The sequence below is a fragment of the Polynucleobacter paneuropaeus genome, from assembly GCF_003261235.1.
Taxonomy (GTDB): domain Bacteria; phylum Pseudomonadota; class Gammaproteobacteria; order Burkholderiales; family Burkholderiaceae; genus Polynucleobacter; species Polynucleobacter paneuropaeus.
In genome coordinates this window covers 1,701,189-1,727,414 of sequence record NZ_CP030085.1, presented here as the reverse complement: position 1 = coordinate 1,727,414, position 26,226 = coordinate 1,701,189, and the positions used below count along the sequence as shown (strand labels likewise).

General features: G+C 45.4%; 28 protein-coding genes. 14 read left to right on the top strand and 14 right to left on the bottom strand.

Annotation, left to right across the window (positions count from 1 at the left end):
• Positions 1 to 2 precede the first annotated feature (2 nt).
• Entirely contained in the window at positions 3 to 1,127 is a 1,125-nt protein-coding gene (locus tag Pas1_RS09850; RefSeq protein ID WP_112295059.1) for a polynucleotide adenylyltransferase, read from the top strand.
• Here Pas1_RS09850 and Pas1_RS08935 read toward each other — a convergent pair whose 3' ends face one another.
• Positions 1,128 to 2,315 carry a class I SAM-dependent methyltransferase gene (locus Pas1_RS08935; RefSeq protein ID WP_112295058.1) on the bottom strand — a complete coding sequence of 396 codons (1,188 nt, stop codon included), beginning with the start codon at positions 2,313 to 2,315 and terminating at the stop codon, positions 1,128 to 1,130.
• Between the two features lie 31 nt (positions 2,316 to 2,346).
• Between Pas1_RS08935 and Pas1_RS08930 the strand changes: the two genes are divergently transcribed.
• From Pas1_RS08930 to glmS, 5 genes are read left to right on the top strand one after another with little or no spacing between them, the layout of a single operon-like run.
• On the top strand, positions 2,347 to 3,150 hold the full coding sequence (locus Pas1_RS08930; RefSeq protein WP_112295057.1) for an SDR family oxidoreductase: 804 nt from the start codon (positions 2,347 to 2,349) through the stop codon (positions 3,148 to 3,150).
• Positions 3,151 to 3,171: 21 nt separating this feature from the next.
• A complete protein-coding gene (locus Pas1_RS08925) occupies positions 3,172 to 3,567 on the top strand; it encodes a dihydroneopterin aldolase (RefSeq protein ID WP_112205579.1) in 396 nt (131 codons plus the stop codon).
• A gap of 12 nt (positions 3,568 to 3,579) precedes the next feature.
• The gene (gene ttcA, locus Pas1_RS08920; protein WP_112295056.1) at positions 3,580 to 4,488 is read left to right on the top strand and encodes a tRNA 2-thiocytidine(32) synthetase TtcA; all 909 of its coding nucleotides are present in this window, start codon (positions 3,580 to 3,582) and stop codon (positions 4,486 to 4,488) included.
• Complete coding sequence (gene glmU / locus Pas1_RS08915; RefSeq protein WP_112295055.1) at positions 4,485 to 5,945, top strand: bifunctional UDP-N-acetylglucosamine diphosphorylase/glucosamine-1-phosphate N-acetyltransferase GlmU; 1,461 nt, start codon at positions 4,485 to 4,487, stop codon at positions 5,943 to 5,945. The genes ttcA and glmU overlap by 4 nt, the downstream gene beginning before the upstream one ends.
• Positions 5,945 to 7,777, top strand: a complete 1,833-nt coding sequence (glmS, locus tag Pas1_RS08910) for a glutamine--fructose-6-phosphate transaminase (isomerizing) (protein WP_112295054.1) — start codon at positions 5,945 to 5,947, stop codon at positions 7,775 to 7,777. Before glmU ends, glmS begins: the two co-directional genes overlap by 1 nt.
• An 11-nt stretch (positions 7,778 to 7,788) precedes the next feature.
• On the opposite strand, the gene Pas1_RS08905 is transcribed toward glmS, so the two are convergent.
• Genes Pas1_RS08905 through Pas1_RS08895 form a run of 3 tightly spaced genes read right to left on the bottom strand, consistent with a single transcriptional unit; the run spans position 7,789 to position 9,262 of the window.
• On the bottom strand, positions 7,789 to 8,457 hold the full coding sequence (locus tag Pas1_RS08905; RefSeq protein WP_112295053.1) for a glutathione S-transferase family protein: 669 nt from the start codon (positions 8,455 to 8,457) through the stop codon (positions 7,789 to 7,791).
• Positions 8,458 to 8,471: 14 nt separating this feature from the next.
• Positions 8,472 to 8,969: a flavin reductase family protein gene (locus Pas1_RS08900; protein ID WP_112205569.1), complete on the bottom strand. Its 498-nt coding sequence runs from the start codon at positions 8,967 to 8,969 to the stop codon at positions 8,472 to 8,474.
• A complete protein-coding gene (locus Pas1_RS08895; protein WP_112208613.1) occupies positions 8,966 to 9,262 on the bottom strand; it encodes a hypothetical protein in 297 nt (98 codons plus the stop codon). The genes Pas1_RS08900 and Pas1_RS08895 overlap by 4 nt, the downstream gene beginning before the upstream one ends.
• An 89-nt stretch (positions 9,263 to 9,351) precedes the next feature.
• On the opposite strand from Pas1_RS08895, the gene acuI reads away from it, so the two are divergent.
• A complete protein-coding gene (gene acuI / locus Pas1_RS08890; protein ID WP_112205567.1) occupies positions 9,352 to 10,335 on the top strand; it encodes an acrylyl-CoA reductase (NADPH) in 984 nt (327 codons plus the stop codon).
• Between the two features lie 8 nt (positions 10,336 to 10,343).
• Here acuI and Pas1_RS08885 read toward each other — a convergent pair whose 3' ends face one another.
• Positions 10,344 to 10,511, bottom strand: coding sequence for a DUF1289 domain-containing protein (locus tag Pas1_RS08885; RefSeq protein ID WP_112209371.1), 168 nt, complete (start codon positions 10,509 to 10,511; stop codon positions 10,344 to 10,346).
• Positions 10,512 to 10,527: 16 nt separating this feature from the next.
• On the opposite strand from Pas1_RS08885, the gene Pas1_RS08880 reads away from it, so the two are divergent.
• On the top strand, positions 10,528 to 11,619 hold the full coding sequence (locus Pas1_RS08880) for an MBL fold metallo-hydrolase (RefSeq protein WP_112295052.1): 1,092 nt from the start codon (positions 10,528 to 10,530) through the stop codon (positions 11,617 to 11,619).
• Here Pas1_RS08880 and Pas1_RS08875 read toward each other — a convergent pair.
• Entirely contained in the window at positions 11,531 to 11,974 is a 444-nt protein-coding gene (locus tag Pas1_RS08875) for a PhaM family polyhydroxyalkanoate granule multifunctional regulatory protein (protein WP_112205563.1), read from the bottom strand. The genes Pas1_RS08880 and Pas1_RS08875 overlap by 89 nt on opposite strands.
• A gap of 77 nt (positions 11,975 to 12,051) precedes the next feature.
• Here Pas1_RS08875 and Pas1_RS08870 point away from each other — a divergent pair, with 77 nt between their 5' ends.
• The gene (locus Pas1_RS08870) at positions 12,052 to 13,116 is read left to right on the top strand and encodes a homocysteine S-methyltransferase family protein (RefSeq protein ID WP_112205561.1); all 1,065 of its coding nucleotides are present in this window, start codon (positions 12,052 to 12,054) and stop codon (positions 13,114 to 13,116) included.
• A complete protein-coding gene (metH, locus tag Pas1_RS08865) occupies positions 13,113 to 15,836 on the top strand; it encodes a methionine synthase (RefSeq protein ID WP_112295051.1) in 2,724 nt (907 codons plus the stop codon). The genes Pas1_RS08870 and metH overlap by 4 nt, the downstream gene beginning before the upstream one ends.
• An 11-nt stretch (positions 15,837 to 15,847) precedes the next feature.
• On the opposite strand, the gene Pas1_RS08860 is transcribed toward metH, so the two are convergent.
• Complete coding sequence (locus Pas1_RS08860) at positions 15,848 to 16,141, bottom strand: DUF1840 domain-containing protein (RefSeq protein WP_112208609.1); 294 nt, start codon at positions 16,139 to 16,141, stop codon at positions 15,848 to 15,850.
• Positions 16,142 to 16,176: 35 nt separating this feature from the next.
• Here Pas1_RS08860 and argS point away from each other — a divergent pair, with 35 nt between their 5' ends.
• Genes argS through Pas1_RS08845 form a run of 3 tightly spaced genes read left to right on the top strand, consistent with a single transcriptional unit; the run spans position 16,177 to position 19,196 of the window.
• On the top strand, positions 16,177 to 17,919 hold the full coding sequence (gene argS, locus Pas1_RS08855; RefSeq protein WP_112295050.1) for an arginine--tRNA ligase: 1,743 nt from the start codon (positions 16,177 to 16,179) through the stop codon (positions 17,917 to 17,919).
• A 33-nt stretch (positions 17,920 to 17,952) separates the two neighbouring features.
• Positions 17,953 to 18,543 carry an SPOR domain-containing protein gene (locus Pas1_RS08850; protein WP_112295049.1) on the top strand — a complete coding sequence of 197 codons (591 nt, stop codon included), beginning with the start codon at positions 17,953 to 17,955 and terminating at the stop codon, positions 18,541 to 18,543.
• Positions 18,540 to 19,196 (top strand): thiol:disulfide interchange protein DsbA/DsbL, encoded by a 657-nt coding sequence (locus Pas1_RS08845; RefSeq protein WP_112236782.1) that lies wholly within the window; start codon positions 18,540 to 18,542, stop codon positions 19,194 to 19,196. Before Pas1_RS08850 ends, Pas1_RS08845 begins: the two co-directional genes overlap by 4 nt.
• A 23-nt stretch (positions 19,197 to 19,219) precedes the next feature.
• Here the strand turns inward: Pas1_RS08845 and Pas1_RS08840 are convergent, their stop codons facing one another.
• From Pas1_RS08840 to Pas1_RS08820, 5 genes are read right to left on the bottom strand one after another with little or no spacing between them, the layout of a single operon-like run.
• The gene (locus tag Pas1_RS08840) at positions 19,220 to 19,996 is read right to left on the bottom strand and encodes an SDR family NAD(P)-dependent oxidoreductase (protein ID WP_112295048.1); all 777 of its coding nucleotides are present in this window, start codon (positions 19,994 to 19,996) and stop codon (positions 19,220 to 19,222) included.
• Positions 19,993 to 21,276 (bottom strand): SAM-dependent methyltransferase, encoded by a 1,284-nt coding sequence (locus Pas1_RS08835; protein ID WP_112295047.1) that lies wholly within the window; start codon positions 21,274 to 21,276, stop codon positions 19,993 to 19,995. The genes Pas1_RS08840 and Pas1_RS08835 overlap by 4 nt, the downstream gene beginning before the upstream one ends.
• Entirely contained in the window at positions 21,273 to 22,058 is a 786-nt protein-coding gene (locus Pas1_RS08830; RefSeq protein ID WP_112205545.1) for a DUF1365 domain-containing protein, read from the bottom strand. Before Pas1_RS08830 ends, Pas1_RS08835 begins: the two co-directional genes overlap by 4 nt.
• On the bottom strand, positions 22,059 to 23,447 hold the full coding sequence (locus Pas1_RS08825) for an NAD(P)/FAD-dependent oxidoreductase (protein WP_112295046.1): 1,389 nt from the start codon (positions 23,445 to 23,447) through the stop codon (positions 22,059 to 22,061).
• Positions 23,444 to 23,962, bottom strand: coding sequence for a glutathione peroxidase (locus tag Pas1_RS08820; protein ID WP_215385442.1), 519 nt, complete (start codon positions 23,960 to 23,962; stop codon positions 23,444 to 23,446). Before Pas1_RS08820 ends, Pas1_RS08825 begins: the two co-directional genes overlap by 4 nt.
• A 155-nt stretch (positions 23,963 to 24,117) precedes the next feature.
• Here Pas1_RS08820 and rfaE2 point away from each other — a divergent pair, with 155 nt between their 5' ends.
• Positions 24,118 to 24,606, top strand: a complete 489-nt coding sequence (gene rfaE2, locus Pas1_RS08815; protein WP_112205541.1) for a D-glycero-beta-D-manno-heptose 1-phosphate adenylyltransferase — start codon at positions 24,118 to 24,120, stop codon at positions 24,604 to 24,606.
• Here the strand turns inward: rfaE2 and Pas1_RS08810 are convergent.
• Together Pas1_RS08810 and Pas1_RS08805 are read right to left on the bottom strand one after the other, a co-directional pair.
• Positions 24,603 to 25,421 carry a type III pantothenate kinase gene (locus Pas1_RS08810; protein WP_112295044.1) on the bottom strand — a complete coding sequence of 273 codons (819 nt, stop codon included), beginning with the start codon at positions 25,419 to 25,421 and terminating at the stop codon, positions 24,603 to 24,605. The two genes, rfaE2 and Pas1_RS08810, sit on opposite strands and share 4 nt — an antisense overlap.
• Positions 25,418 to 26,212, bottom strand: a complete 795-nt coding sequence (locus Pas1_RS08805; RefSeq protein WP_112295043.1) for a biotin--[acetyl-CoA-carboxylase] ligase — start codon at positions 26,210 to 26,212, stop codon at positions 25,418 to 25,420. The genes Pas1_RS08810 and Pas1_RS08805 overlap by 4 nt, the downstream gene beginning before the upstream one ends.
• Positions 26,213 to 26,226 lie beyond the last annotated feature (14 nt).

Here is a 26,226-nt window from a genome sequence, read left to right as displayed (position 1 = left end):
TCGTGAAGACCTATGCGGTCGGCGGCGCGATACGCGATACTCTCATGGGTATTCCTGCGCACGATATCGATTATGTAGTTGTAGGCGCTACTGTAGAAGAGATGGTGGCAGAAGGTTTTCGCCCAGTAGGCAAAGACTTCCCCGTTTTTTTGCATCCTGCAACTCAAGCCGAATATGCTTTGGCCAGAACAGAGCGTAAAACAGGTGCTGGCTATAAAGGATTTGTATTTCATGCAGATCCTTCCGTCACCTTAGAGCAGGATCTTGAGCGTCGTGATCTCACTATCAATGCGATGGCGCAGGAGCTCTCAGAAAATGGCGAGTGGGTTGGCCCCATCATTGATCCATTTAATGGACAAGAAGATTTAGCCAAAAAGATTTTGCGCCATGTTTCAGATGCCTTTGCTGAAGACCCTCTGCGTTTGCTTCGGGTTGCTCGCTTTGCAGCACGCTTCCCTGAATTTATCGTAGCGGACGAAACTCTTTTAGCAATCAAGGCGATCGTTCGCTCTGGAGAGCTGGCAGCCCTTTCGTCTGAAAGAATTTGGCAAGAGCTTGCGAGAGGTCTAACGGCGACAAAGCCGATGCGGATGTTTCAGGTCTTGTTGGATGCAGGCGCAGCAAAACTACTGTTACCAAGCGGCTTGAATGCGCAACTCATTGATGAGCAACAGCGAGAGACTCTCAGAAAGTATTTACGTATTACACCTCCAGTTTTAGAGGAGCGCTGTGCAGTAGTGCTCATGAATTTATCTGCTACTGAAATCCGCGCATGGTCAGAAGCAGTCAAGATGCCAAATGAAGTTCGTGACTTCAGTGAAATTTTCAGCGAACTCAAGCGCTTACTTAAACACAGAGGTGAGAAGAAAAGCTCTGCTTCAGAGATTCTGGCTTGGTTTAATCGTGCTGATGTATGGCGCAAACCTGAGCGAGCCATGATGGTCTTAACCCTAGCTAAGCAAATTGGTTTTGAGGTGAACGATTTAATTCAGGCTTTACAAAAGGCGCAAGCTTTAGAGTTGGCGCAATGTATAGCTGATCTAGACTCTGCCGACAGAAACAATGGTGAGAAAATTCGTTTGGTAGTTGAAAAAGCGCGTTTAGCCGCAATTGCTGCAGCGCTATAACTAGAGACGATTCCGACCTCGCAAACCTGGCAGGTCTTGTAGATGTTGGCCTGCAGTGATCCCGCTTAAATTCTTTGAGAATGCGAATACTTTAAATAGCTCGCCCATCTCAGCTTCAGAGAGTAGTTTTTGTAAGGCATTAGAGATAGGTAAAAATGTCTCAGCATCTTTTGGGTTGGCTAATTCGAGAGCAAGTTCACCAATGCCTGCATCAAGAAGATAGGCCGCTTGATTGCTGAGAAATACATCATCTACTTTCTCTGCGAGAGCAATGCGAGCAAGTTGTACCCATTCTACGTGCGTAGTTAAATCACAGAGCCCGGGTAGATGAAATGGATCGGGTATCACGTGATGACGGTGATGAGCAATTAAAGTGCCATCTTGTCTTTGAGCGTGGTAGTACTCTGACTCTGGGAAACCGTAATCCAATGTCAGAAATAATCCAGTGTTTAATTGTTGCGCAACTTCTCGCATCCAGGCTTGAGCTTGGGGGTGTAGCTCAGTGGTATAGCCCTCTGGAAAATTGCCACTGAGTAAGATCTCGGGCAATTCATTTTGGTCAACAGGCTTACCCGTCTTCCATGCAAATTGCGTATTTTCAAAAGTCACTCCCCGCCAATACCAAAAGCCGTTCTCAAAAATAATGACATCACAGGGAATGGCATCGATGACCTCATTAGCAATGATGACCCCATCGTAGTCTTGGGGTAAGGTATCTAACCAGCGACAAGCGGTAGAGCTACCTTGGTCAGTAATCAGATGGCTTAGTCGTAATTGCTGCCTAGATGCCAGGTCCGGAGAGATTTCAATAATTTCGTAAGCATCTAGACTAAAACCGAGCTCATGAAGACGATTTAAAATTGCCTCAGCCAATTTTCCAGTGCCTGCGCCAAACTCTAAGATTTTGCTTACCAAGCCTTTTGACTTGAGGCCTTCTAAAACGGGTAAGAGGGTATTTGCAATAGCAGCCCCGAATAAGGGGCTTAATTCAGGGGCGGTAGTGAAATCACCCCCTGCCCCAAGCTTATGGGCGCCAGCGCTGTAATAACCCATGCCAGGTTCGTATAGGGCCATTTTCATAAAGCGAGAGAAGGGGATCCAGCCGCCTTTGGCGCTGATTTCAGCACTAATTTTGCTACTTAGTAGCTGGCTATGCTCCGCTTCCAGGCTGGTCAAGGTAATATCCATAGCTCGCTAGTCTAAGAGAATTTAATTGCACATGAGTTCTGTGTCCCAATTTACGTCAAATAAAGCCGTTTTAATAACCGGCGCTGCAAAGCGTTTGGGTCGAGAAATCGCTCTAGAGTTTGCTCGTCAGGGCTGGGATATTGCTATTCATTATGGTCGATCTACTGCTGAGGCCAAGCAGACCCTTGCCGACATTGCTGTCCTAGGGGTTAAGGCAAACGGTTTTCAAGCCGACTTGAGTATTGATGCAGAAGTAAAAGGGTTATTTACAGCTGTAGCCAAAGAATTTCCGAACCTAGTCTGCATCATTAATAGCGCCTCAATCTTTGAATACGATAGAGCAAATTCCACTACACCTTTAAATGGTAAAAATTTATTGGCACATATGCAGGTCAACTTGACTGCGCCAATCATGCTTTCGCAAATGTTTTTTGAACATCAGAAACAATATCAGTCACAGGGTGGGTTTATTCCCTCAGTGATCCAGCTACTAGATCAAAAACTGATTAACCCCAATCCAGATTACTTGTCCTATACGCTATCGAAAAGTGCATTGCTCAGCTCGGTAGAAATTTTGGCAGTCGATTTTGCCCCTTTACTTCGCGTAGTTGGACTTGCCCCTGGAATTACACTCCCTTCTGGTGATCAAACGGCAGAAGGATTTGTAAAGGCACATCAAATGACACCGCTCGGCCGCTCTTCTACGGCATTGGATGTGGCTAGAGCAGCTGTATTTTTAGCAGAGTCATCCGCAATTACTGGAACAACACTCTATGTCGATGGCGGGCAGCATTTATTGCCATCAGAGCGAGATGTGATGTTCAAGACACACTAAATTATTTAGGCAAATTAATCCATGCAAGCTATTCTTTCTCATCCAAGTCTGATTGACTGCCGTCGTTTATATCTTCGTGACTATGAGATTTATATCAATATCGGCGTTCATGACTTTGAAAAGAAAGCTGAACAACGTGTAATTCTTAATGTAGATTTATATATTCCACTTGGGCTCAACACTCCAAAGCAAGATCTATTAGGAGAGGTAGTTGACTATGACTTTATCCGTGAAACCATTAAGAATAGGGCCTTACAGGGCCATATCCATTTGCAAGAAACCTTTTGTGATGACATTGTTGCTGCTATGCTGGCGCACCCAAAGGTATTGGCTGTTCGCGTTAGCACTGCTAAGCCAGATGTTTATCCCGACTGCCATTCAGTTGGCGTAGAAGTGTTTCGAATCAAACCAAGCTAACTTTTAAATGCTATGAACGATATTCGTAAAGTCGCCTTCGAAGAAAATAAGCTTGAAAAAAAACTCTGTCGTTTAGTGGGGCAAGCTATTGGTGACTTTGGCATGATTGAGGATGGTGACAAAGTCATGGTTTGTGTATCGGGTGGCAAGGATAGTTTTGCCATGCTGGATATTTTGCTCAAGTTGCGTGAGCGCGCCCCTATTCAGTTTGAGATTGTGGCGGTGAACTTAGATCAGAAACAGCCTAACTTTCCTGCACAGACTTTGCCAAATTACTTGTCTTCTTTAGGGGTATCTTTTCATATTGAAGAGCAAGATACTTACAGTATCGTGAAACGGGTGATCCCAGAAGGTAAAACAACTTGTGGATTATGTTCTCGCTTGCGTCGCGGTATTTTGTATCGTGTAGCTGATGAGTTGGGCGCTACAAAAATTGCACTTGGTCATCATCGTGATGATATTTTGCAAACCTTGCTACTCAATTTATTTCATGCAGGCAAGCTCAAAGGTATGCCACCCAAGCTACGTTCCGACGATGGCAAGCATATTGTGATTCGCCCTTTAGCGTATGTACCAGAGAAGTTATTGGAAGGTTACGCAGCAGATATGAATTTCCCAATTATTCCGTGTGACTTGTGTGGCAGTCAGCCCAATTTACAGCGGCAGGCTATGAAGCAAATGTTGCGCGAATGGGAAAAGCAGCATCCAGGCCGTGTGGAGAATATATTTCGAGCAATGCATCACATCGTGCCATCGCATTTGATGGATGCCGAAGCTTTTGATTTCAAAAACCTGGATATTTCTACGGTCTTATCGGGTATTGCCTCCAGATCGGCTGGAGATAAGGCCATTGATGAGTCTGAGTTAGACGAATTGGCCTGTGGCACCCTGATTCCAGGGACTTATAATCACCTGATATGAATATCGTCATTTTGGCTGCAGGACAGGGTAGGCGGATGAAATCCGCCCTACCCAAGGTTTTGCAAACTCTTGCTGGCAAGCCCCTTTTGCAATATGTGCTGGATACCGCTTTTTCTTTGCAGGGCAAGCAGGCCAAACAAGCCCCTATTGTTGTAGTTGGTCATGGTGCTGCTGAGGTCAAGCGCTTTCTAGCCGAGCATGCCACCTTTAATAAAGTCAGCACTGTTTTACAGGCAGAGCAAAAGGGGACCGGTCACGCACTTTTACAAACTCTGAGTAAATTGGATTCTCAAGAGCCTACTTTAGTTCTTTATGGGGACGTTCCGCTGACGAGTAAGAGAACTCTGAGCATTCTCACTAAGCTAGCTGATGCTGCTCGTGGTCAAGAATCTGCTTTAGCTTTATTGACACAAAACTTGGATGTCCCAACTGGCTATGGCCGCATCTTGAGAGACTCTAATGGCGCCGTCTGTGCCATTGTTGAAGAGAAAGATGCTACGTTTGCACAAAAACAGATTACTGAAATTAATACCGGCATCATGGTATTGCCAACGACCCCACTTAAAAAATGGCTGAAGTCATTAAGTGCCAATAATGCTCAAGGCGAATATTATTTAACTGATGTGATCGCAATGGCAGTTAAAGATGGTGTGCCTATTCGGACGGCGCAAGCTGATCATGAGTTTGAAACCATTGGTGTTAACAGTCGTGAGCAACTGGCTAGCCTAGAGCGGGTATATCAACTGCAATTAGCGCATGACTTAATGGAAGCAGGCGTATCTTTGGCTGATCCTGCGCGCATTGATATTCGTGGCAAGCTCGATTGCGGAAGTGATGTATTCATTGATGTTGGCTGTGTATTTGAAGGCCAGGTTCACTTGGCCGCAGGTGTGAAGATCGGACCTTATTGCGTCGTTCGCGATTGCGACATTGGTAAAGATGTCACGATCCAAGCGTTTAGCCATCTAGATGGTGCCAAAGTCGGCACTAACGCTGTTATTGGGCCTTATGCCCGTTTGCGCCCGGGTGCTGAGCTAGCGAGCGAAGTGCATATCGGCAACTTCGTTGAAGTGAAGAACAGCAAGATTGGAACAAATAGTAAGGCTAATCATTTGTCTTATGTTGGCGATTCTATTGTGGGAGCCCGTGTCAATATTGGCGCCGGAACCATTACTTGCAACTACGACGGGGTCAATAAACATCAAACTATTATTGAGGACGATGTTTTCATTGGTTCCGATACCCAATTGGTTGCTCCGGTTCGAGTGAAACGTGGAGCAACATTGGGCGCTGGTACAACCTTGACCAAGGATGCTCCCGCTAATCAGTTAACGATTTCGCGAGCAAAGCAAATTTCTTTAGAGTGGAAACGACCTACAAAAAAAGTCACTACTAAAGTTGCTACTAAGCAAGCAGTTAAGAAAGTAGCTAAGAAGGCACTGAAGGGTCGAAAGTAATGTGCGGAATCGTGGGTGCCGTATCGAGCAAAAATATTGTAGAAGTATTAATTGAAGGCTTACGTCGTTTAGAGTACCGTGGCTATGATTCTTGCGGGTTTGCTGTCATTAATAGTGCCAACGCTACGCATCCTATCGAGCGCGCAAGAACAACTGCTCGTGTAGCTGAGTTGGCTGAGCAAGGTAAGCAATTTATTGGCACCCTAGGGATTGCACATACACGCTGGGCAACTCATGGCAAGCCCGATACACAAAATGCACATCCCCATATTTCAAATGGATTGATTTCGGTTGTTCATAACGGCATCATCGAGAATTACGAAGCCCTTAGAACAGAGCTGCAGTCTGCCGGCTACGTGTTTAGCTCAGAAACAGATACCGAAGTCATTGCCCATTTAATTCATCAAGCTTATGTAGCTGAAGGCCAAAAAGATCTCGGCTTCGCGGTGAGATCAGTTCTACCCAGATTGCATGGTGCCTATGCAGTCGGCGTCATTGCACAAGATCATCCAGATGTCCTGATAGGAGCTCGCGTGGGCTCACCATTGGTTATTGCTTTGGGTGATGGTGAAAACTTTTTAGCTTCAGACGCGCTTGCCCTAGCCGGCCGCGCTCACTCTATGGTGTATTTAGAAGAAGGCGATGTAGCCGTCATTAAAGCAAGCGCCATTCAGATTTTGGATCAATCAGGAAAAGAGGTAAAGAGAGCCTCTAAGCCTATGCCTGCTCAATCGGAAGCGGTTGATCTGGGCCCATATCAGCATTACATGCAAAAAGAGATTTTTGAGCAACCTCGTGCAATCGGCGATACCCTTGCCAACATAACTCAATTTGGGCCTGAACTTTTTGGAGCGAAGCCAGCGGACTGGAATGCCTTTGATCAGATTCTGATTTTGGCCTGCGGCACGAGTTATTACTCAGCATGCGTTGCGAAGTATTGGTTGGAAGAGATTGCAGGCATTCCCACTCAAGTAGAAATTGCGAGTGAATATCGTTATCGGAAAACCGTATCTCTACCTAATACCCTTGTCATTGTGGTTTCTCAGTCGGGCGAAACAGCCGATACCTTGGCGGCCCTGCGTCATGCTAAGAGCTTGGGTCATCTTTTTACCTTAGCGATTTGCAACGTGGCCTCAAGTGCAATGGTACGAGAGACCGACTGGCATTTTTTAACCAAGGCAGGTACCGAAATTGGTGTTGCCTCCACTAAAGCATTTACGACCCAATTACTCGCGTTGTATATATTGACTCTCTCAATTGCCAAGCGTGCCGGCAAATTAGATCCTGATCAAGAAAAGAAACTCTTAAGAGAGTTACGACATTTGCCCAAAGCACTACATTCTGTTTTGGCCCTCGAGCCCCAAATCATTGCATGGAGCGAAGCCTTTGCTAAATGTGAGAACGCTCTGTTCTTGGGAAGAGGGATGCATTACCCAATCGCCCTAGAGGGCGCTCTCAAGTTAAAAGAAATTTCGTATATTCATGCTGAAGCGTATCCTGCTGGGGAACTTAAACATGGCCCGCTGGCATTGGTGACCGATAAGATGCCAGTTGTCACGATTGCGCCAAAGGATGAATTACTTGAGAAGCTCAAGTCGAATATGCAAGAAGTTAAAGCACGCGGTGGGATGCTCTATGTCTTTGCTGATCATGACACCGATATTGTGAATACTGACGGAATCCATGTGATTCGCTTACCTGAGCACTACGGCAATTTATCCCCTATCCTGCACGTTGTACCTTTGCAGTTGCTGGCGTATCACACTGCCTGCGCACGTGGAACGGATGTCGACAAACCACGCAACCTTGCTAAGAGTGTTACGGTCGAATAAGCTTTTGAGAGCTAATCAAGCTTCACAATATTCAATTGAGTTTCAGTAATATCTGAATAATGTGTTTGGGTTTCTAGGCGTTTGAGCCATTGATTAATATTGTCTAGGCTTGCTTTGGGACCAGTTTGTTCTGGAAATGTTTCATGGAGCAAGATCCACCGATTGACACAGAGTGCTAGAGCAATGTCACCCAGGTTGAATTGCCCTCCTGAGCAAAAGGGTTGTTTGCTGAGAATGGTATCAAGCATGGCAAGGTGAACATTAGTATCTTGGTAACCCTTCTTAATTGCTACGTAATTACGCTCGGCTTCACGCGTTCGAGTTAGACCTAAAAAAGTACCCCGTAAAGGCGGCCACATCGTACTTAATTGCCAATCTAACCACTTATTCGATTGAGATTGCGCGAGGAGACTATTGGGAAAGCGCTGCTTGGTATCGAACTTGCCAGCGAGGTAACGCATGATGCTATTGGATTCCCAGAGCACAACATCACCATCTTCTAAGGTTGGCACTAGACCGTTAGGATTTTTATGTAAATATTCAGGGCTATGGTTGATCCCAAACTCAAGCCCAGCATCAATCCGCTCAAAGTCTTTTCCTGATTTGTAGCCCAACTCAGCAAGGCACCATAAAACTTTTTGAACATTGATTGAGCTTTGTCTACCCCATAAGCGCAACATAAACTTCCTTGGATTCAAAGAGTGCTTTGAGCGAAATCAAGGCCAACAAATTTGCTCTTGGCAAAAATGAGAGGCTCACGCTCCTGATGATTTTGGAGCTGAAGTACCTTAGCAACAATAATATTGTGATCGCCCCCGGCATATACGGAGATGGTCTCGCACTCATAATAGGCAACACAATCCTCAATTTGTGTCAGTCCATTTGCAGTGACACGGTGGGCTACACCATCAAACTGATTTTCCTTGACGGTAGCAAAATGCATTGCTAGTGATTCTTGCTCTCTTGTAAGAACATGAATTAATTGTCGATGCCCAACTTCAAAGAATGGCATTAAGTGTGAATGTTTTTTTAAGCTCCACAAAATTAGTGGCGGCTCGAGAGAGACCGTATTGAAGGAGCTGATGGTGATGCCATGGGCTTGTTGGCTGTCATCTATGCAGGTGATGACCGTGACCCCGGTTGCAAAAGAAGAAAACCCCTTGCGAAGATCTTGCGAGGTAAAGGGGCTCACTTCGCTCCAGCAGTATTTTCTGGATTGATGCTAGTGCCAGGGATAGGAATCAAAACCTCATTTTCTTCAGCTTTTACACACTTGAAGCGATATTCTTTGCCGGCTTTAGATAAGAAGCTAGCGCCTTCATAGAAATCATTCTTACAAGTTTTCATAGCAAAGTTTTCAGTATCTTGTGGAGCTGCGCTGGAGGTAATCAGGCGCATATTGCCCAAGGACATATCTACTGAAGTTGAGTAGCATCCAGTAAGAATGAAGCTTGAAACAGTACTTAAGAGTAGAATTTTTTTCATGGGAATTTCCATCGTCAATAATGCTTGCTAGGATAAACCTTTTAAGCAGTTTGTTTATCGTAAAACGCGATTTTATATAAGGATAGGATATGTTTAAGGCCATTTTAGTAAATAAGGATGATCAGGGTTATCGGGCTGAATTGGCTCAGGTTGATGAATCCAGCCTTCCCGAGGGGGATGTCAGGGTAAAAGTGCTGTATTCCACCCTAAATTACAAAGATGGCCTAGCAATCACTGGCAAAGGCCCAGTAGTTCGTAGTTTTCCGATGGTGCCCGGCATTGATTTTGCTGGCGAGGTATTGGAGAGCAGCAGTCCTGACTTTAAGGTTGGCGACATGGTGCTTCTCAATGGTTGGGGCGTAGGCGAGGGCCATTGGGGTGGTTTGGCACAACAAGCCCAAGTGAAGGCAGATTGGCTTATTCCATTACCAAAGGGCTTAACTGCCAAGCAAGCGCTTGCTATCGGTACTGCTGGCTATACTGCAATGTTGTGTGTCATGGCGCTAGAAAAGCATGGAACTAAACCGAGTGATGGCGAGGTCTTGGTGACGGGCGCAGCCGGTGGTGTTGGGAGTATTGCGATTGCTTTGCTGAGTAAATTGGGTTTTAAGGTGGTGGCGAGTACGGGACGAATGGCAGAAGCAGAGTATTTAAAAAAATTGGGCGCCGCTGAAGTGATTGACCGCGCAAGTTTATCTGCACCAGGCAAGCCGCTTGCCAAAGAGCGTTGGGCTGCGGTTGTTGATAGTGTGGGTAGCCATACTCTTGCGAATGCTTGTGCGCAGACTAAGAGTGATGGCGCCGTAGCAGCCTGCGGTCTTGCGCAAGGAATGGACTTTCCCTCAACGGTTGCACCATTTATTTTGCGTGGTGTCACTTTGTACGGTATCAATAGCGTTACTGTGCCACGTGGTAAACGGATTGCTGCCTATGAGCAACTCAGCAAATTGCTGGATCTGAAAACGCTGGATGAGATCTCACACGAAATTAGTTTGGCAGACTCAATTGAGTATGCACAAAAGCTGATGGCAGGAAATGTGCGTGGACGTTTGATTGTCGACGTTAATCGTTAAAGCGTATTTTATTGAGGTCTACGTTCAGAAAGGTGAGCGTAGACCGCAAGTTTTTCCGCATCAGTCATTACGGACCAGCTTGTAATTTCTGTAAGCGTACGGTAACAACCACGGCAATATCCATTTTGAGGATCAATTTCGCAGAAGTTATTACAAGGCGATGGAACAGTTGTCAAAGCAAGACCAATCAATATGAATACACAAAGCCAAATCAAAGTCGATCAAGAACGCTCCGTTCATTATCCCTTAGCTGATCAACTGCCGCAGAATGGCCAATGCATTGAGCTTGCTAAAGGCGTGTATTGGCTCAGAATGCGACTGCCATTTGCTTTGGATCATATTAACTTGTGGCTTTTGCAAGACGAAATGGATGGTGTTTCTGGTTGGACAATTGTGGATTGTGGCATTGCTAATGAAGAGACTAAGGCGGCATGGGGGCAGATTTTTGCAACCCAGTTGAAAGGCCTGCCAATATTACGCGTGATCGTTACGCACATGCATCCCGATCATATTGGTTTGTCGCAGTGGTTATGCGAGCGTTGGAATGTTCGTTTGTGGATATCAATGACCGATTATTTAACGGCGCAGTGGTTAAGTCACAAAGAGGGTGGGGCTGCGATTGGTAGTAAAGCAGGTAGCGGAGGTTCAGCCGATCATTTTCAGAAACATGGTTTAACTGCTCCTGAGGATCTAGAAAAAATTCGGGGACGGTCAAATTATTTCAGCAATATGGTTCCAGGAGTGCCAAGACAATATCGTCGAATTATTGATGGCGAGCAAATTGCTATTGGGGGACATGATTGGCAAGTCATCATGGGGTTTGGACATGCGCCTGAACACGCCTCTCTTTTTTGTAAAGACTTGGGCGTTTTAATCTCAGGAGATATGTTGTTACCTCGGATCTCTACTAATGTCAGTGTGTATGACGCTGACCCTGATGCAGATCCATTGGGTTTGTATTTAGATTCTTTGGAGCGATTTTTACCATTGCCCGATGACACTTTGGTATTGCCGTCTCATGGCAAACCTTTTCAAGGCATGAAAGCCAGAGTTGCTCAGCTAAAGCTGCATCACGATGAACGTCTGGCAGAAACCATGGCAGCTTGCCAAAAGCCTGTTCATGCGAGAGAGATAGTGCCAGTCTTATTTAGACGAGAACTGGATATTCACCAAATGACTTTTGCTATGGGTGAGGCTATTGCTCATCTGAATTACCTACTGCGTCGAGGAAAGTTGCGTCGCCAGCTTTGCGACGACGGGGTTTTGCGGTTTTCCGTGGTTTAGTCGCCGCCTTAGGCGCAGTGCTCTTTTGGCTGAGATCATTTGCTGAGGCTGAAACAGCATCCCCAAAAGACTTCAAGGCCATCATGGTCGCATGTTGGACTTCAAGTCCCTGAATGGTTGATTTCAAGATATTGAGGTTGAGATTAAGCCAGTTTTCGACGCTCTTTAAGTCCTTGATCCGCTTTTCTAGTTCATCTACATCTAGACCCGGAAAGGCTCCAGAAAAACCGTTGCCAGCCTTGCTGGAATCGGCAGTAAAGGGAAATTGCCCTGGCATCTGACCAGCAGGATTTTGGCCCCACATGGTTTTAAACATTTCAAGGCTTTGATTAAATTCAGGGATAGTTCCGAACATATATGCTCCGATTCAGATAAAAGTGGCTAAAGCCGATAGAATAAGGGATTCTAGAGATTAATCTTGGTTTGGTAACAATGCAATCTAAAGCTCATTTTCCATCTTATACGCGAGGTCAGAGGCTACCTGAGCTATTGAAGCAGCGCATTCTGATTCTGGATGGGGCAATGGGCACCATGATCCAACAGTACAAGTTATCTGAGGCAGATTATCGGGGTCTACCCGGTAATACCCGCTTCGAGAAGCATCCGGGCGACCTCAAGGGAAATAATGAATTGTTGGTCCTCACTCAGCCCCAGATTATTCAGAAGATTCATGAGGAGTATTTAGAGGCCGGCGCCGATATTATTGAGACCAATACTTTTGGCGCAACTTCAGTGGCGCAAGAAGATTACAAAATGCCAGACTTGGCTCGTGAGATGAATGAAGTCTCAGCCAAATTAGCGCGCTTAGCCTGTGACAAATACAGCACAGTAGATAAGCCCCGTTTTGTTGCGGGCGCGATTGGACCTACGCCGAAGACAGCGAGTATTTCTCCAGACGTAAATGATCCAGGCGCTCGTAATGTGAGCTTTGATACCTTACGCGCTTCTTACCGCGAACAGATAGAGGGATTATTTGCTGGTGGCGTGGACTTGTTCTTAGTCGAAACAATTTTTGATACCTTAAATGCAAAAGCAGCCTTGTTTGCTTTAGATGAATTTTTTGAAGAAACCGGCGAGTGTTTGCCAGTCATGATCTCGGGCACGGTAACAGATGCTTCAGGCCGAATTCTTTCAGGACAGACTGTTGAGGCTTTCTGGAATAGCCTGCGCCATATTCAACCTTTGACCTTTGGTTTGAATTGCGCTTTAGGCGCTGCTTTAATGCGACCTTATATTGCAGAGCTTGCAAAAATCTGTAATACCGCAGTCTCTTGCTATCCCAATGCAGGCTTGCCTAACCCGATGAGCGATACCGGCTTTGATGAAACGCCGGACATCACTTCGAGTTTGGTGGATGGCTTTGCTAAAGATGGATTGGTTAACCTTGTAGGCGGATGCTGTGGCACTACCCCCGAACATATTCGGGCAATTGCTCAAGCAGTTTCCAAAAGAAAGCCTAGGGCGTTTTATCGCGAAGCTGTTGAGGTGGATGAATGACGATGAAGCTCTCTGGTCTTGAGGCCTTCAATCTCTCAGCAGACTTACGCTTTGTCAATATTGGCGAGCGTACCAACGTTACAGGTTCAAAAGCTTTTGCCCGCATGATTTTGAATAATCAATTTGATGAGGCTTTAACAGTTGCTCGACAGCAAGTTGAGAACGGTGCTCAGATCATTGATATCAATATGGATGAAGCGATGTTGGATTCTGAGGCGGCGATGACGCGCTTCCTTAATCTCATTGCTTCAGAACCCGATATTGCTCGTGTTCCCATCATGATCGACTCCTCTAAATGGAGTGTAATTGAGGCGGGCTTGAAATGTATTCAGGGTAAGCCAATCGTCAATTCGATTTCTTTAAAAGAAGGCGAGGAGTCTTTTAGAGCGCAAGCCAAATTGATTCGTCGCTATGGCGCTGCAACTGTAGTTATGGCCTTTGATGAACAAGGTCAAGCAGACACCTTTGAACGCAAGACCGAGATCTGCAAACGTTGCTATCAAATTCTGGTGAATGAAGTTGGCTTTCCAGCAGAAGATATTATTTTTGACCCTAATATTTTTGCGATCGCTACGGGTATTGAAGAGCATGATAACTATGCAGTCGATTTCATTAATGCCACATGTTGGATAAAGGAAAATTTACCCGGAGCCAAGATTAGTGGTGGCGTCTCGAATGTGAGTTTCTCATTTAGAGGTAATGAACGTGTTCGTGAGGCGATCCATACCGTCTTCCTGTATCACGCCGTTAAGGCGGGCATGGACATGGGCATTGTGAATGCGGGCCAGCTGGGGGTTTATGAAGACCTCGATCCCGAGTTGAAAGAACGGGTTGAGGACGTAGTCCTCAATCGCTTTAAAGAAAAAGATGGTCAAACGCCAACAGAAAGATTGTTAGCCATCGCCGATGAATTTAAAGGTGGCGGCATAAAGCAGGTTGAGAATCTAGTTTGGCGAGAAGACCCAGTACGGGGTCGTTTAACGCATGCTTTAGTCAATGGCATTACTAGCTTTATTGAAGAAGATACAGAAGAGCTGCGGGCAGAGATTATGGGCGGTGGTGGTAGGCCGATTGAGGTAATCGAAGGCCCCTTAATGGATGGTATGAATGTCGTAGGCGACTTGTTTGGTGCCGGCAAAATGTTCTTACCCCAAGTGGTGAAGAGCGCGCGTGTGATGAAACAAGCAGTTGCTTTGCTGGTTCCCTACATTGAAGAAGAGAAGCGTCAGCATGTTGCTGCAGGTGGCGAAGCTAAAGCCAAGGGCAAAATTGTGATGGCCACTGTCAAGGGTGATGTACATGATATTGGTAAGAATATTGTGACTGTAGTTTTGCAATGTAATAACTTTGAAGTAGCCAATATGGGCGTGATGGTGCCCTGCGCACAAATTTTGCAGAAGGCTAAAGATGAGAATGCAGACATCGTAGGCTTATCAGGCTTAATCACGCCATCTTTAGAAGAGATGACCTATGTCGCTCAAGAGATGCAGCGCGATGCGTATTTCCGGGAGAAGCAGATTCCGCTGATGATTGGCGGGGCCACAACTTCACGCGTACATACTGCGGTCAAGATTGCCCCTCACTATGACGGCCCAGTGGTCTACGTTCCTGATGCATCGCGCTCGGTCTCCGTTGCATCGAGTTTGTTATCAGACGAGAGTGCGAAGAAGTTTATTCAAGATTTACGAGACGACTATGAGCGTATTCGTAAGCAGCACGCGAATCGAAAGGCTACCCCAACAATTTCACTTGAAGCGGCCCGTAAAAATCGTGAGCTGATTGATTGGGCAAACTACACACCTGAGAAGCCCAAATTCATTGGGCGTAGAGTCTTCAAGAACTTTGCTCTTGGTGAGATTGCTAAATATATCGATTGGACCCCATTCTTTCAAACCTGGGACCTAGCGGGTAAATTCCCTGCGATTTTGGATGATGAGGTAGTAGGCGTTGAGGCCCGCAAAGTATTTGAAGATGCCCAAGCCTTATTGAAAAAACTCATTCAGGGTCAGTGGTTACAAGCTGATGCTGTAGTGGCGTTTTATCCAGCCAACACCATTGGTGACGATATTGTTTTGTATGGCGATGAGTCGCGCGAGCATCCTTTGTTTGTTTGGCATAACCTACGTCAACAATCTGAGCGCCCGATTATCGATGGAGTGCGCCGACCCAATCGCTGCCTTGCAGATTACGTAGCTCCTAAAGATTCTGGCGTTGCCGATTATCTTGGGTGCTTTGCTGTCACTACTGGTCACGGCGTTGAAAAGAAAGTAGCTGAATTTCAGGCTAAGCATGATGACTACAGTGCGATTATGTTGAAGGCTTTGGCTGATCGATTAGCTGAAGCTTTTGCAGAGTTAATGCATCACCGGGTACGTACAGATTTATGGGGCTATGCCACCGATGAGATTTTGACTAATGATCAAATGATTGATGAGGAGTATCGCGGTATTCGTCCAGCCCCAGGTTATCCTGCTTGTCCTGCACATGAAGTAAAAGAAGACTTATTACGCGTTTTGGGTTCTGAGGATATTGGAATGAGCTTGACTGAGTCTATGGCTATGAATCCGGCTTCGAGTGTGAGCGGTTTTTATCTTGCCCATCCCGATTCTCGTTACTTCAATGTAGGCAAGATTTCTGAAGATCAGTTGGCCGACCTAGCTAAACGGCGGGGCGAAACAATCGACGATGTTCGCCGTCAATTATCTAGTTCGCTTGATTGAGCCAAGTTCGCTTAAATACCCCACATCACCGGCTCTTCTTTGGCGCTGGATTCTTTTAGGAGCTCTAAAAAAGGATAGGCGCGCTGCCCTAGACGATCTCCTTTTTGTGAACTTTCACTTTCTTTGCGCTCGTCTAGGTCTTTGAGAATAGCGGTTTCTAGGGCAGTGATTAGCCCGGGAAGATGCTCGACGGTAAAGATTCCCCGAGCTTCGAGCGGGCGTCCCAGAATTACAAATATGCGCTCAGTCAAATCGCTGAGCATAATCACGTCGGGGCCTGCTTTAGAACGAAATTGGTAGATCATTCTGATAGCTTACCACCTGATAAACTCACCTTTCTATGTTGCTAACCAATAAAAATCGTCTAGTTGCGATGTTAAGCGCGGCTTTAAATAGCCTGGCCCAAGAACATGGTCAAGCGGAGCCGCCTGCACCACGCCTAGAGCGGCCTAAAGCGGTTGATCATGGTGATGTGGCTTGCAATATTGCATTGCAAATTGCTAAAGCATGGCAAATGAATCCCCGCGAGTTAGCGCAAGCTTTAGTCGAGCGTCTGAAGACACAAGCCGGTTATGGGGCTTTGATTGATTCTTGTGAGATTGCAGGCCCAGGATTTATTAACTTTCGTTTGAGTAATGCGGCTAAGACCACTGTGATTCAAGAGGTGCTGACCGCAGGCGAAGCATTTGGCATAGTGTCGGCAACTGCCAATTCTCCTAAGGCAATGATTGAGTTTGTTTCCGCCAATCCAACCGGTCCTTTACATGTTGGACATGGAAGACAGGCCGCACTAGGTGATGCGCTCGCTAATTTATTGGCAACCCAGGGCATTCGTGTACACCGGGAGTTTTATTACAACGATGCTGGTGTGCAAATCGCTAACCTTGCGTTATCAGTTCAGGCGCGTTTGGATGGTCTCAAGCCGGGCGATCCTCATTGGCCAGAGCAAGCATATAACGGTGAATATATTGCTGATATTGCGCAGGCATTTAAGGGATCGCCAGCGGATGTATCAAGCGCTTTCGCAGTAGATCGCTTGGAGACAATTCGTCAGTTTGCAGTTGCCTATTTGCGCAATGAGCAAGACATCGATCTCAAAATCTTTGGCGTCCAATTTGATTGCTATTACCTAGAATCTTCTTTGTATACCGATGGTAGCGTTACGCAGATTGTGCAAGACTTGAATCAAGTTGGTAAGACCTATGAGTCTGAGGGTGCTCTATGGCTCAATACAACAGTTGATGGAGATGATAAGGATCGGGTAATGCGGAAGTCCGATGGTAGCTTTACTTACTTTGTCCCTGATGTCGCCTATCACACGAGTAAATGGCAACGTGGCTTTGAGAAGGTTATTAATGTCCAGGGCAGCGATCACCACGGCACGATTGCTCGAGTTCGTTCCGGCTTACAAGGCGTGGCACAAAAGCGGGGCTGGACTATTCCTAAAACCTATCCTGACTATGTTTTACACAAGATGGTGACGGTGATGCGTAATGGCGAGGAAGTGAAAATTTCTAAGCGTGCAGGATCTTATGTCACTGTGCGAGATCTGGTTGAGTGGTCTGGTGGTGTAACTGATGAGATGAATGAAGCGGAACGAGCACTTGCTTTGCAGCGCGGCCGGGATGCAGTGCGTTTCTTCTTGATTTCGCGTAAAGCCGATACTGAATTCGTCTTTGATATTGATTTAGCTTTGCAACAAAATGATGAGAACCCTGTTTTTTATGTGCAATATGCGCATGCGCGGATTTGCTCCATCTTGCAGCAGTGGGGTGGTCAGGCTAGCGAACTAATGGCAGCGGATTTAAGCCTGCTAGACAGTAAAGCAGCAGATCATCTTTTAAGGCGTTTAGCTGAATATCCTGAGATGCTAGCAACTGCAGCGACAGAGTTGGCTCCCCACGCCCTTGCTTTTTATCTGAGGGACTTGGCGGGAGATTTTCATACTTTCTATAACGCCGATCGAGTCTTGGTGGATGATCCAGCCTTAAAATTAGCGCGTTTAGCTTTACTTTCTGCTACACGGCAGGTGTTGCAAAATGGCCTCAAATTATTGGGGGTTTCGGCACCCGCTAAGATGTGAGCAAGACTTGAAGTGAAAATGTAAGATGAGGACATGATGAAAAAACCGACCCCATTGCCGCGCTTCACAAATCCAGAGCATCCTGAATATGGCGGAACTCTCATTGGGTTTGTGGTTGGGCTCGCTGTAGGCCTTGGTGTAGCTCTGCTGATTGCGTTTTACTTATCCAAAAATACGCCACAGGAAAGACCTGGTGTGCGGGCTCCCAACTTGCCATTAAATATTAAGTCTGCTCCGAGTGGAGAAGGTCAGGATGCAACTTCCCAAGCCCCGCTAGATTTAAATAAACCATTACAAGGTAAAACGGCCGCACCTACTTCAGATCCGATTGGGGATTTAGTTAGCGGAAAGAAAACAGTAGATCCTACTCCTGCTGCAAAGCCGGATGATATATTTTTCTTGCAAGTCGGTGCATTTAATAAGCAAGCAGATGCTGATGCTCAGAAAGCAAACTTAGCGATTCAGGGAGTGCAATCGCAGCTTAGTGAAATTACAACCGATGGGAATACGGTGTGGCGCGTTCGAGTGGGCCCATTCAATTCGGCCGATGACAGTAAAGCGAGCAGCGATAAGTTAAGCAAAATGGGCATTAAAACCACTCTGATTAAATCAAATAAATCATGACCACACTCACTAAAAGAGCAATCCTTTTTATTTCCTGCCTACTGTTAGCTGGGGTTGTGAACGCTCAGGGTAGTACGCCGAGTGGAAAAATTGAAGAAGGTTTTGAATATCGAGTATTGCCCACAGCTCAGCCAGTGGAAACTAAAGGCAAGGTTGAAGTTATCGAATTCTTTTGGTACGGATGCCCGCACTGTTATGACTTTGAGCCAGATTTAAGCGCATGGGTTAAGAGCCAGCCAAAAGATGTTGCTTTCCGAAGGGTGCCAGTTGCCTTTAGGGATGATTTCTTGCCTCACAGCCAGCTTTACTATGCGCTATTGGCAATGGGTAAAGCGGATGCGCTAAATGACAAAGTGTTCTACGCAATTCATAAAGAAAATAAACGGCTTTTAACTGAAAATGATATTGCGGATTGGGTCGCATCACAGGGGGTGGATCGCAATGCATTTTTAACGACCTACCGTTCATTTGCCGTGATTTCAAAAGCTAGAGCAGCCAACCAATTGGTTATGCAATATCACATTGATGGTGTACCAACGATTGTGATGCAAGGTCGCTACCTTACTTCACCTTCTATTGCTGGCTCTAAAGCGAAGGCGATTGAGGTAATGACTTTCTTGGAAGACAAGATTCGTAAGGACCGCTACAAATGAGATATCTCTTGGTAGGGATAGTATTAAATCTTAACGAAGCGTCTGACGATCCAGAAGTAAATTGGGTAGGGAAGAATTCTTAAAAACTTCAAAAACCCTGAGAATTGCTTTGGGAAGTGAATATCAAACTCCCCTTTTTGAATACCAGACAAGATTTCTTGTGCAGCTTTTTCAGCAGTGATGAGCGCAGGCATTTCAAAATCATTTTGAGCAGTTGCCTCAGTGGCAACAAATCCCGGAGAAATCATATGCACGCTCACTCCCTCAGGAAGCAAGTCGTAATAGAGGGTCTCGCAGAAATTAATGATGCCTGCTTTGCTTGGGCCATAGGCTAGAGCTTTAGGTAAGCCACTGTAGCCAGCCACGCTCCCTACTATTGCGATATGTCCAGCATGGGCTTTGAGCATTGCTGGTAAGACAATCGATACTGCTCTCATTGGACCCAGCAAATTAGCATCAATGGTTTTCTCAGCAGCCTCGAGATCAAATTGATCTGCCCTCAGAGGAATGTATAGGCCTGAGACAAAGAGTAATAAATCAAGACCGCCCCATTGATTCAGAATGGTTTGATAAGCATCTTGCATTTGCTCTGCATGAGTAACATCGAGAGGGAGAACTAATGACTCAGATTGAGAATATTCAGCCGCAATCGTATCGAGCCGCTCAACACGGCGGCTCGATAGCGCGACTCTGGCATATTGTGAAAGTAGGGCTTTAGCGCAGGCTTCACCGATCCCGCTAGAGGCTCCGATGACCCAGACTCTTTTGCCTGAAAACTGCTCAATCCCTTTTTGCTTCATGAATGAAGTCCCTTGCGAGAGCCTGCTCCGATTTGATGACTCAGTGTGAATTGAATGACATCAATATTGCCCTGAGCAAATCCAGCTGCACAGTACATTAAGTAGAAGTTCCATAGGCGAATGAAAGCCTCATCAAATCCAAGACGTCTTACCTCTTGTAGCTTGTTATTGAAACTATCGCGCCAGATACAAAGGGTTTTTGCATAGTCCAAGCCAAATGCGAATTCAGATTCAATTTTCAGGCCTGCTTTTTCAGCATATGATTTAAATACCGATCGGGATGGCAGCATGCCACCTGGGAAAACATATTGTTGAATAAAGTCCGTACTATTTCGATAACGAGCAAAGAGTTCGTCTGCAATCACGATCGTTTGAATACATGCCTTACCGCCTGTCTTGAGGCAATGTGCGATGGTCTGAAAATATTCAGACCAGTAATTTTCGCCAACCGCTTCGAACATTTCAATCGAGGCGATACCATCAAATTGATCTTTGCAGTCACGATAGTCTTGAAGGCGGATTTCAAAAGCATTATTAGAGGCCAGATCTTTCAAGCGCTCTTCTGCAAATCGCTTTTGTTCTGTCGAGAGTGTGAGTCCAGTGACATTCATACCGGCATGAATAGCTTCTTCCATAAAGCCACCCCAGCCACAGCCAATTTCTAAGATCTGACTATTGGGTTTCATATCGATAGATTGGAGGATTTGTCGGATCTTGGCTCTTTGAGCGCTTGCTAAGGTCTGTTTATCGTCATTTGCAAACCATGCACTCGAATAGCTCATGGTTGGATCAAGCCAAAGCGTATAGAAGGCATTTCCTAGATCGTAATGAGCATGTATATTTTTTCGACTACCTGATTTGGTGTTATTTCGAAGAAAATGTTTGATGCGATAAAACAATGAACCATACCAGCTGCCATAAATGAGCTTGTCTAATAAGGTACGATTGCAAACGGCTAAATCCAATACTGCTTTTAAATCTGGAGTATCCCAGTAGCCTTTGATATAGCTCTCAGCAAATCCAATATCACCATGAGATAGTGTTGCTTTGAATACAGACCAATCCAAAATCTGAATTTCAGCATGCAAGGAATCAGTAGGGGACCCAAATTGACGAGTGCTGCCATCAGGCAGGCGCATAACCAAAAAGCCAGTTTGTAGTTTTTCTAATAGCTTCAGTAATGAAGTGGCGGCAAAGCCACCCTGATGAGCCTTAGTATTTTTGCCCTCAGGACGAGAGAAGCTGAGGCGAGAGAGAAGAGATTGACCAGGACGATTCATCTGCTGACTTCAAATTCCGGGGGTTTGGGTTTCGAATGAAAAGGTACACCTTTGAGCCATAATTTCAATGCTTGCCAGTGGATTCTAAAAATGACACCTAAGCTCATTAAAGGATAACGCAAGAATGCTACATAAAGCATTTTTCTACTCAGCTCGCGAGCCTCGCCGCTGATGCTGGTATTAATCAACGGCTGCCCATCCTCATGAAGTTCAATACGGTAGAGGGAGTGTTGCTTACTTTCACTATGGCCGGGAAATAAAAAACGGAAATGGTATTCCCCGCTCACCGAACAGAATGGAGAGACATGAAATACCTTCTGAGACTGCATAGTCTCTCCGGAGCGTAGAGGCTCGCCTGAGTCTTTAAAAAGGAGGTAACAATGTCGCTCGCCAAAAGTATTATTTACCTCCGCTAGAACTGCTTGGACCTGACCATTGGCACGAGTGCATAGCCAAAAGCTGACAGGATTAAAAACATAGCCCAATATTCTGGGGAAGGTTTGTAGCCAGATCTCGCCATCAATATGGGGAATATGGTTTTCTTCAAGAATCTTTTCGATCCATTCCAGGGAGCAATTTCCTCCTAAGCCATGATCTCGATCATGAAAAGAAAATAAGCCAGCTTGGTTATCGCTAACCCCATGTTTGCTTAAGAGTAGTGGCGTTTGTTTTCTGGAGCGCATCGGAATCGATAGCGTAAAAACACCATAAGAAAACGCATTTTGGGCAGGTCTAAAACGACGATGTTGGACCAGTCCAAAATTAATCTTTGCTTGATTCATTTATTGGGCGTCTTGAGTCCGGCGAGATTGCGAAGGCGAGTGAATGCTTTCAAGTAAGTCCTCTGCAACTAACTCACCGGAACGTAGGCCATCTTCATGAAAACCAAAGCCTGTCCAAGCACCACAATACCAAATCCCATTATTTCCTTGAATCAAGGGCAATTGCTTTTGTGCCTGAATCGCTGCCATGTCAAAGACGGGGTGCGAGTATTCAATCTCTGCATGAACTAACTTAGGGTCTGGCTCAGTCAAAGGGTTAAGACTCACAATAATGGGAACAGTTTTTAGTGCATCTGGCAAGGGCTGTAGCCGGTTGATCAAGTAATTCACACTAACGTGTTTCTTGGAAGAAGGTGCTGCACCTGATTTGGCGGTGTAATTCCAGGCTGCCCAACAGCGATGTGTTTTAGGCAAGAAATTTTGGTCGGTATGCAAAAAAGCACGATTCTTTTGATAAGGAATCGCTGCTAAAATATTTTTTGCAGCCTGTTCGATACCATGAATGAGTTGCAAACTCTGGTCACTATGACAGGCCATGACAACTTCATCAAACAGCGTGCTACCAGTTGCACTGATTACTTCTACTGGTGACTCACCATTTTGGCTTGCATTGACTTTAATAATTGCTTCTAGTTTAATCGTTACCTGATGATGTTCGAGTGTAGATACGATACGCTGCACATATTCTCTTGATCCGCCCTGGACTGTAAGCCACTGAGGGCGATTCTGGATTTGCAGCAGTCCATGGTTATGGCAAAAGCGCACCATGGTCTGTATTGGAAACTCTAGCATTTGCTCCACTGAGCAAGACCAGATCGCCCCAATCATGGGAAGAAAATAATTTTCTCTAAAACTTTGACTAAAGCTATTGCGATCTAAAAAATCGGCGATGCGCTCATCAGGCTCTGCATATTCGTGCCCTCCATGAATTTGTTTCTGGGCCAGCTTCGTTGCGAGACGATTAAAGCGCAGGATATCGTATGCCATCGTCCAGAAGGATCTAGAAAATAAGTTTGCTCTTTGTCCGAAAAAAGAGTTGAGATCATTTCCGGCCCACTCAATCTTACGGTCGCCATGATGTTGGTCATCAGGAGAGATTGAAACTGAAAAAGACATTTCAGAATTGGCAATCGGCGCTTTGATTTCTTCAAATAAGCGGAGTAAGCGTGGATAGGTTTTACGATTAAAAACCAAGAAGCCAGTATCAATACCATACTGAATTTTGCCGCTCGGCGTATCTAAGGAAAAATCTACAGTATTGCTGTGGCCACCAATGTGATCGCCACCTTCATAAACCGTAATTTCAAGTTCAGGACATTGTCTTAATGCATAGGCGCAGCCGAGACCAGAAATGCCTGCGCCAATAATGGCAATCCTTTTTTTACTCACTGAAGCTTTTCTCCTAATAACTTCTGGATTTCATCAACGACACTGCTGCTCGTTGGCTTAGTCATACTTCCAAAAGAATCGACGACATTGCCATTGCGATCAATTAGGTATTTATAAAAATTCCATTTTGGCGTCGTGCCAGTTTTGGCAATGAGCATTTTGAATAAGGGGTTGGCAGTAGAGCCACTGACAGAGCTCTTGGCAAACATTGGAAACTTGACGTCGTAGGTATTTTTACAAAAGTCAGCAATCTCTTTATTGCTGCCGGGTTCTTGCTGCCCAAAATCATTAGAAGGGAATCCTAAAACTACAAAACCCTGATCTTTATATTTGGCATAGATCTTTTCTAAGTCATCGTATTGACCAGTAAAGCCACAATAGCTTGCAGTATTCACAACCAACAATACTTTGCCCTGGTATTGGCAAAGATTCTGAGGCGCCTCATCCTGCAGGCGAGGAAAGGTATGGGAAAGTAGGGGGCTACAACTTGCTGGAGCTGCTTTTACAGAGTTCATGCCCAATCCTAGCAAAAAAGGAGCCATACTCAGAAATGCGATTATTTTACTAAATGGGGACATGGTGTGCCTTTAAATAAGGTGTCTAGGTGTGCAAGTCTAAGACATTCTTGGGAATGTCGTTTGACAGTATCAAAAGCCATTAATATTGAGTCATGACTTCGCTTTCATTGCCATCTTTTGAGGACAAAATCTGCTTGCCTGAGCATTTACGCGAGCGGATTGCGCAATTACCAAGACCCCTGGTTTTTACTAATGGAGTTTTCGATATTCTTCATCGCGGTCATGCAAGCTATCTTGCGCAAGCAAAATCTTTAGGCGCTAGCTTGGTAGTGGGAGTTAACTCAGATGTATCAGTAAAAATGTTGGGAAAGGGCGATGATCGGCCCATTAATAATGAGGCAGACCGCTTAGCACTCTTAGCGGCATTAGAGAGTGTAGATCTTGCAGTGATATTTACTGAGAAGACGCCTGTGAAACTCATCGAGCAGATTCGTCCAGATATTTATGTCAAGGGCGGTGATTATGAAATTGATACGCTCGATGAGACAAAATTAGTGAAGACTTGGGGTGGCAAAGCCATTGCAATCCCCTTCGTATATCAGCGCTCTACGACTACCTTATTAGGGCGTATTCGGTCCTAAGACTTTTCAGATTGTATTAGCCAGGACCACAAACCGCGCAATACTAAACCATCAATACATTCAGCGAGACCTAAGTTAGACGTCAACCCTTTTTGAATTGCTTGATGCAAAATTTTGGCACTGCCTCCATCTAAATAAATTCGTTCAATTGGGTGATTCATCTCTTTTGCGATTTGCGCAGCATACTCAATTGCACCGAGTTGAGCAGCATCACAGCCGGCAATGATTGCATCATTCGTATTCAGTCCAAAGCCGGATTGCTCTGCTGAGCGATGAGCTTGAGGTAGTTGAGCAGTATTTGTTTGGAGACTAGATTGCATCAGGTCTAGACCTGGAAGAATCCAGCCGCCATAATGAATGCCGTTAGCACCCAGTAAGTCAATTGTTGTTGCTGTTCCACTATTTACGACCAGAGTATTAGTACTTGAAAGTGCTCGAGCACCAATGAGTCCTGCCCAGCGGTCTGCACCTAGCTTGTTGGGGTCTTGGTAGAGCGTGCGTACTCCATTGAATGGAGTATTGCCCGTAAACTCTTTCCACGTTAGATCACTCCACTGTGGAAAAAGACTTTGCAGATTCTTTGCGGCCTGATTTCCTGCAACACATGCAAAAGCAATTGCATCAGGTTTAGGAAGGGTTTTGGCTATATAGTCAGCAAGCTCTGTCCGATGTTCTGCAGACTCTAATGATTTACTGCTGACTGAACCAGAATATGCCCATAATTTTTTCTGGCGATCAGAGGGGTTTTGAGTAGATTCAACCGCAGCCCATTTCATGCGAGTGTTACCAATATCAAATAATAAATAGAGACTCATTTTGAAGTCCTTAAAGAAACGTCCCCTGCATGAATGCTGATCATTTTTTCTCCAGATGCTAATAAAAGGGCGCCCGAAATATCCACTCCTTTTGCAACACCTTCGATCACTTCTTGGCCTGCACCAGTAATACGGACAGCAGTATTTTGGAATGCATCCCAATCCATCCACAGTTTTTGGTATTGAGCAAAGCCTGTTTGATCGAAGTTAGATAATGTAGCTTCAAGTTCTTCAACTATTTTTAACCAAATCCAATCTGGATCGGGTAGCACTTCTCCAGTAGTAAGTAGTTGGTCTAAAGCGGCTACTTTTTGTTCATGACGCAAAGCTTGATCAAAAGCATTGACGTTTTGTAGATTAATACCAATACCAATAATCATCCAGCTTGGATCACCCAATTTGGTTTGGCCGCCTTCTATCAAAATACCACCCAACTTTCCTTGATTGAGTAGTAAATCATTGGGCCATTTGAGGCGTAACCCCTTTTGATGAAGCTCTTGTTTGGAATGATTGAGTGCCAGCGATATGCCTGAGATGACCGCCAAACCAACCAGTAGGCTCAAGCCAGAAAGATCAGCTGGTTTTCGCTGAAATGGATAGGCCAAAGAAAAGCATAGCGAATCCTGCGGCCTAGCTAACCAAGCTCTTCCTGCTCTGCCTTTGCCAGCAGTTTGCTTTTGGGCCAGGCGTGCAATGGGATCAATTAACTCGCCAGCGCGCCAGCGCGCCATGAGGTCGTCATTGGTGGATTCGGTCTCTGCGACGCGTTCTAGGATGCAATGGCTACTCATCAGGCTATTGTAGA

Bases quoted from the DNA above. Each gene is read 5' to 3' on its own strand.
- Pas1_RS08895 (WP_112208613.1), bottom strand. From the start codon at position 9,262: ATGAAAAAAATTCTACTCTTAAGTACTGTTTCAAGCTTCATTCTTACT.
- Pas1_RS08905 (WP_112295053.1), bottom strand. From the start codon at position 8,457: ATGTTGCGCTTATGGGGTAGACAAAGCTCAATCAATGTTCAAAAAGTT.
- ttcA (WP_112295056.1), top strand. From the start codon at position 3,580: ATGAACGATATTCGTAAAGTCGCCTTCGAAGAAAATAAGCTTGAAAAA.
- acuI (WP_112205567.1), top strand. From the start codon at position 9,352: ATGTTTAAGGCCATTTTAGTAAATAAGGATGATCAGGGTTATCGGGCT.
- Pas1_RS08820 (WP_215385442.1), bottom strand. From the start codon at position 23,962: ATGAACTCTGTAAAAGCAGCTCCAGCAAGTTGTAGCCCCCTACTTTCC.
- Pas1_RS08875 (WP_112205563.1), bottom strand. From the start codon at position 11,974: ATGTTCGGAACTATCCCTGAATTTAATCAAAGCCTTGAAATGTTTAAA.
- Pas1_RS08870 (WP_112205561.1), top strand. From the start codon at position 12,052: ATGCAATCTAAAGCTCATTTTCCATCTTATACGCGAGGTCAGAGGCTA.
- Pas1_RS08810 (WP_112295044.1), bottom strand. From the start codon at position 25,421: ATGAGTCTCTATTTATTATTTGATATTGGTAACACTCGCATGAAATGG.
- Pas1_RS08935 (WP_112295058.1), bottom strand. From the start codon at position 2,315: ATGGATATTACCTTGACCAGCCTGGAAGCGGAGCATAGCCAGCTACTA.
- Pas1_RS08860 (WP_112208609.1), bottom strand. From the start codon at position 16,141: ATGATCTACCAATTTCGTTCTAAAGCAGGCCCCGACGTGATTATGCTC.
- Pas1_RS08930 (WP_112295057.1), top strand. From the start codon at position 2,347: ATGAGTTCTGTGTCCCAATTTACGTCAAATAAAGCCGTTTTAATAACC.
- Pas1_RS08835 (WP_112295047.1), bottom strand. From the start codon at position 21,276: ATGAATCGTCCTGGTCAATCTCTTCTCTCTCGCCTCAGCTTCTCTCGT.
- Pas1_RS08880 (WP_112295052.1), top strand. From the start codon at position 10,528: ATGAATACACAAAGCCAAATCAAAGTCGATCAAGAACGCTCCGTTCAT.
- glmS (WP_112295054.1), top strand. From the start codon at position 5,945: ATGTGCGGAATCGTGGGTGCCGTATCGAGCAAAAATATTGTAGAAGTA.
- Pas1_RS08830 (WP_112205545.1), bottom strand. From the start codon at position 22,058: ATGAATCAAGCAAAGATTAATTTTGGACTGGTCCAACATCGTCGTTTT.
- Pas1_RS08845 (WP_112236782.1), top strand. From the start codon at position 18,540: ATGACCACACTCACTAAAAGAGCAATCCTTTTTATTTCCTGCCTACTG.
- Pas1_RS08805 (WP_112295043.1), bottom strand. From the start codon at position 26,212: ATGAGTAGCCATTGCATCCTAGAACGCGTCGCAGAGACCGAATCCACC.
- metH (WP_112295051.1), top strand. From the start codon at position 13,113: ATGACGATGAAGCTCTCTGGTCTTGAGGCCTTCAATCTCTCAGCAGAC.
- rfaE2 (WP_112205541.1), top strand. From the start codon at position 24,118: ATGACTTCGCTTTCATTGCCATCTTTTGAGGACAAAATCTGCTTGCCT.
- argS (WP_112295050.1), top strand. From the start codon at position 16,177: ATGTTGCTAACCAATAAAAATCGTCTAGTTGCGATGTTAAGCGCGGCT.
- Pas1_RS08850 (WP_112295049.1), top strand. From the start codon at position 17,953: ATGATGAAAAAACCGACCCCATTGCCGCGCTTCACAAATCCAGAGCAT.
- Pas1_RS08840 (WP_112295048.1), bottom strand. From the start codon at position 19,996: ATGAAGCAAAAAGGGATTGAGCAGTTTTCAGGCAAAAGAGTCTGGGTC.
- Pas1_RS08925 (WP_112205579.1), top strand. From the start codon at position 3,172: ATGCAAGCTATTCTTTCTCATCCAAGTCTGATTGACTGCCGTCGTTTA.
- glmU (WP_112295055.1), top strand. From the start codon at position 4,485: ATGAATATCGTCATTTTGGCTGCAGGACAGGGTAGGCGGATGAAATCC.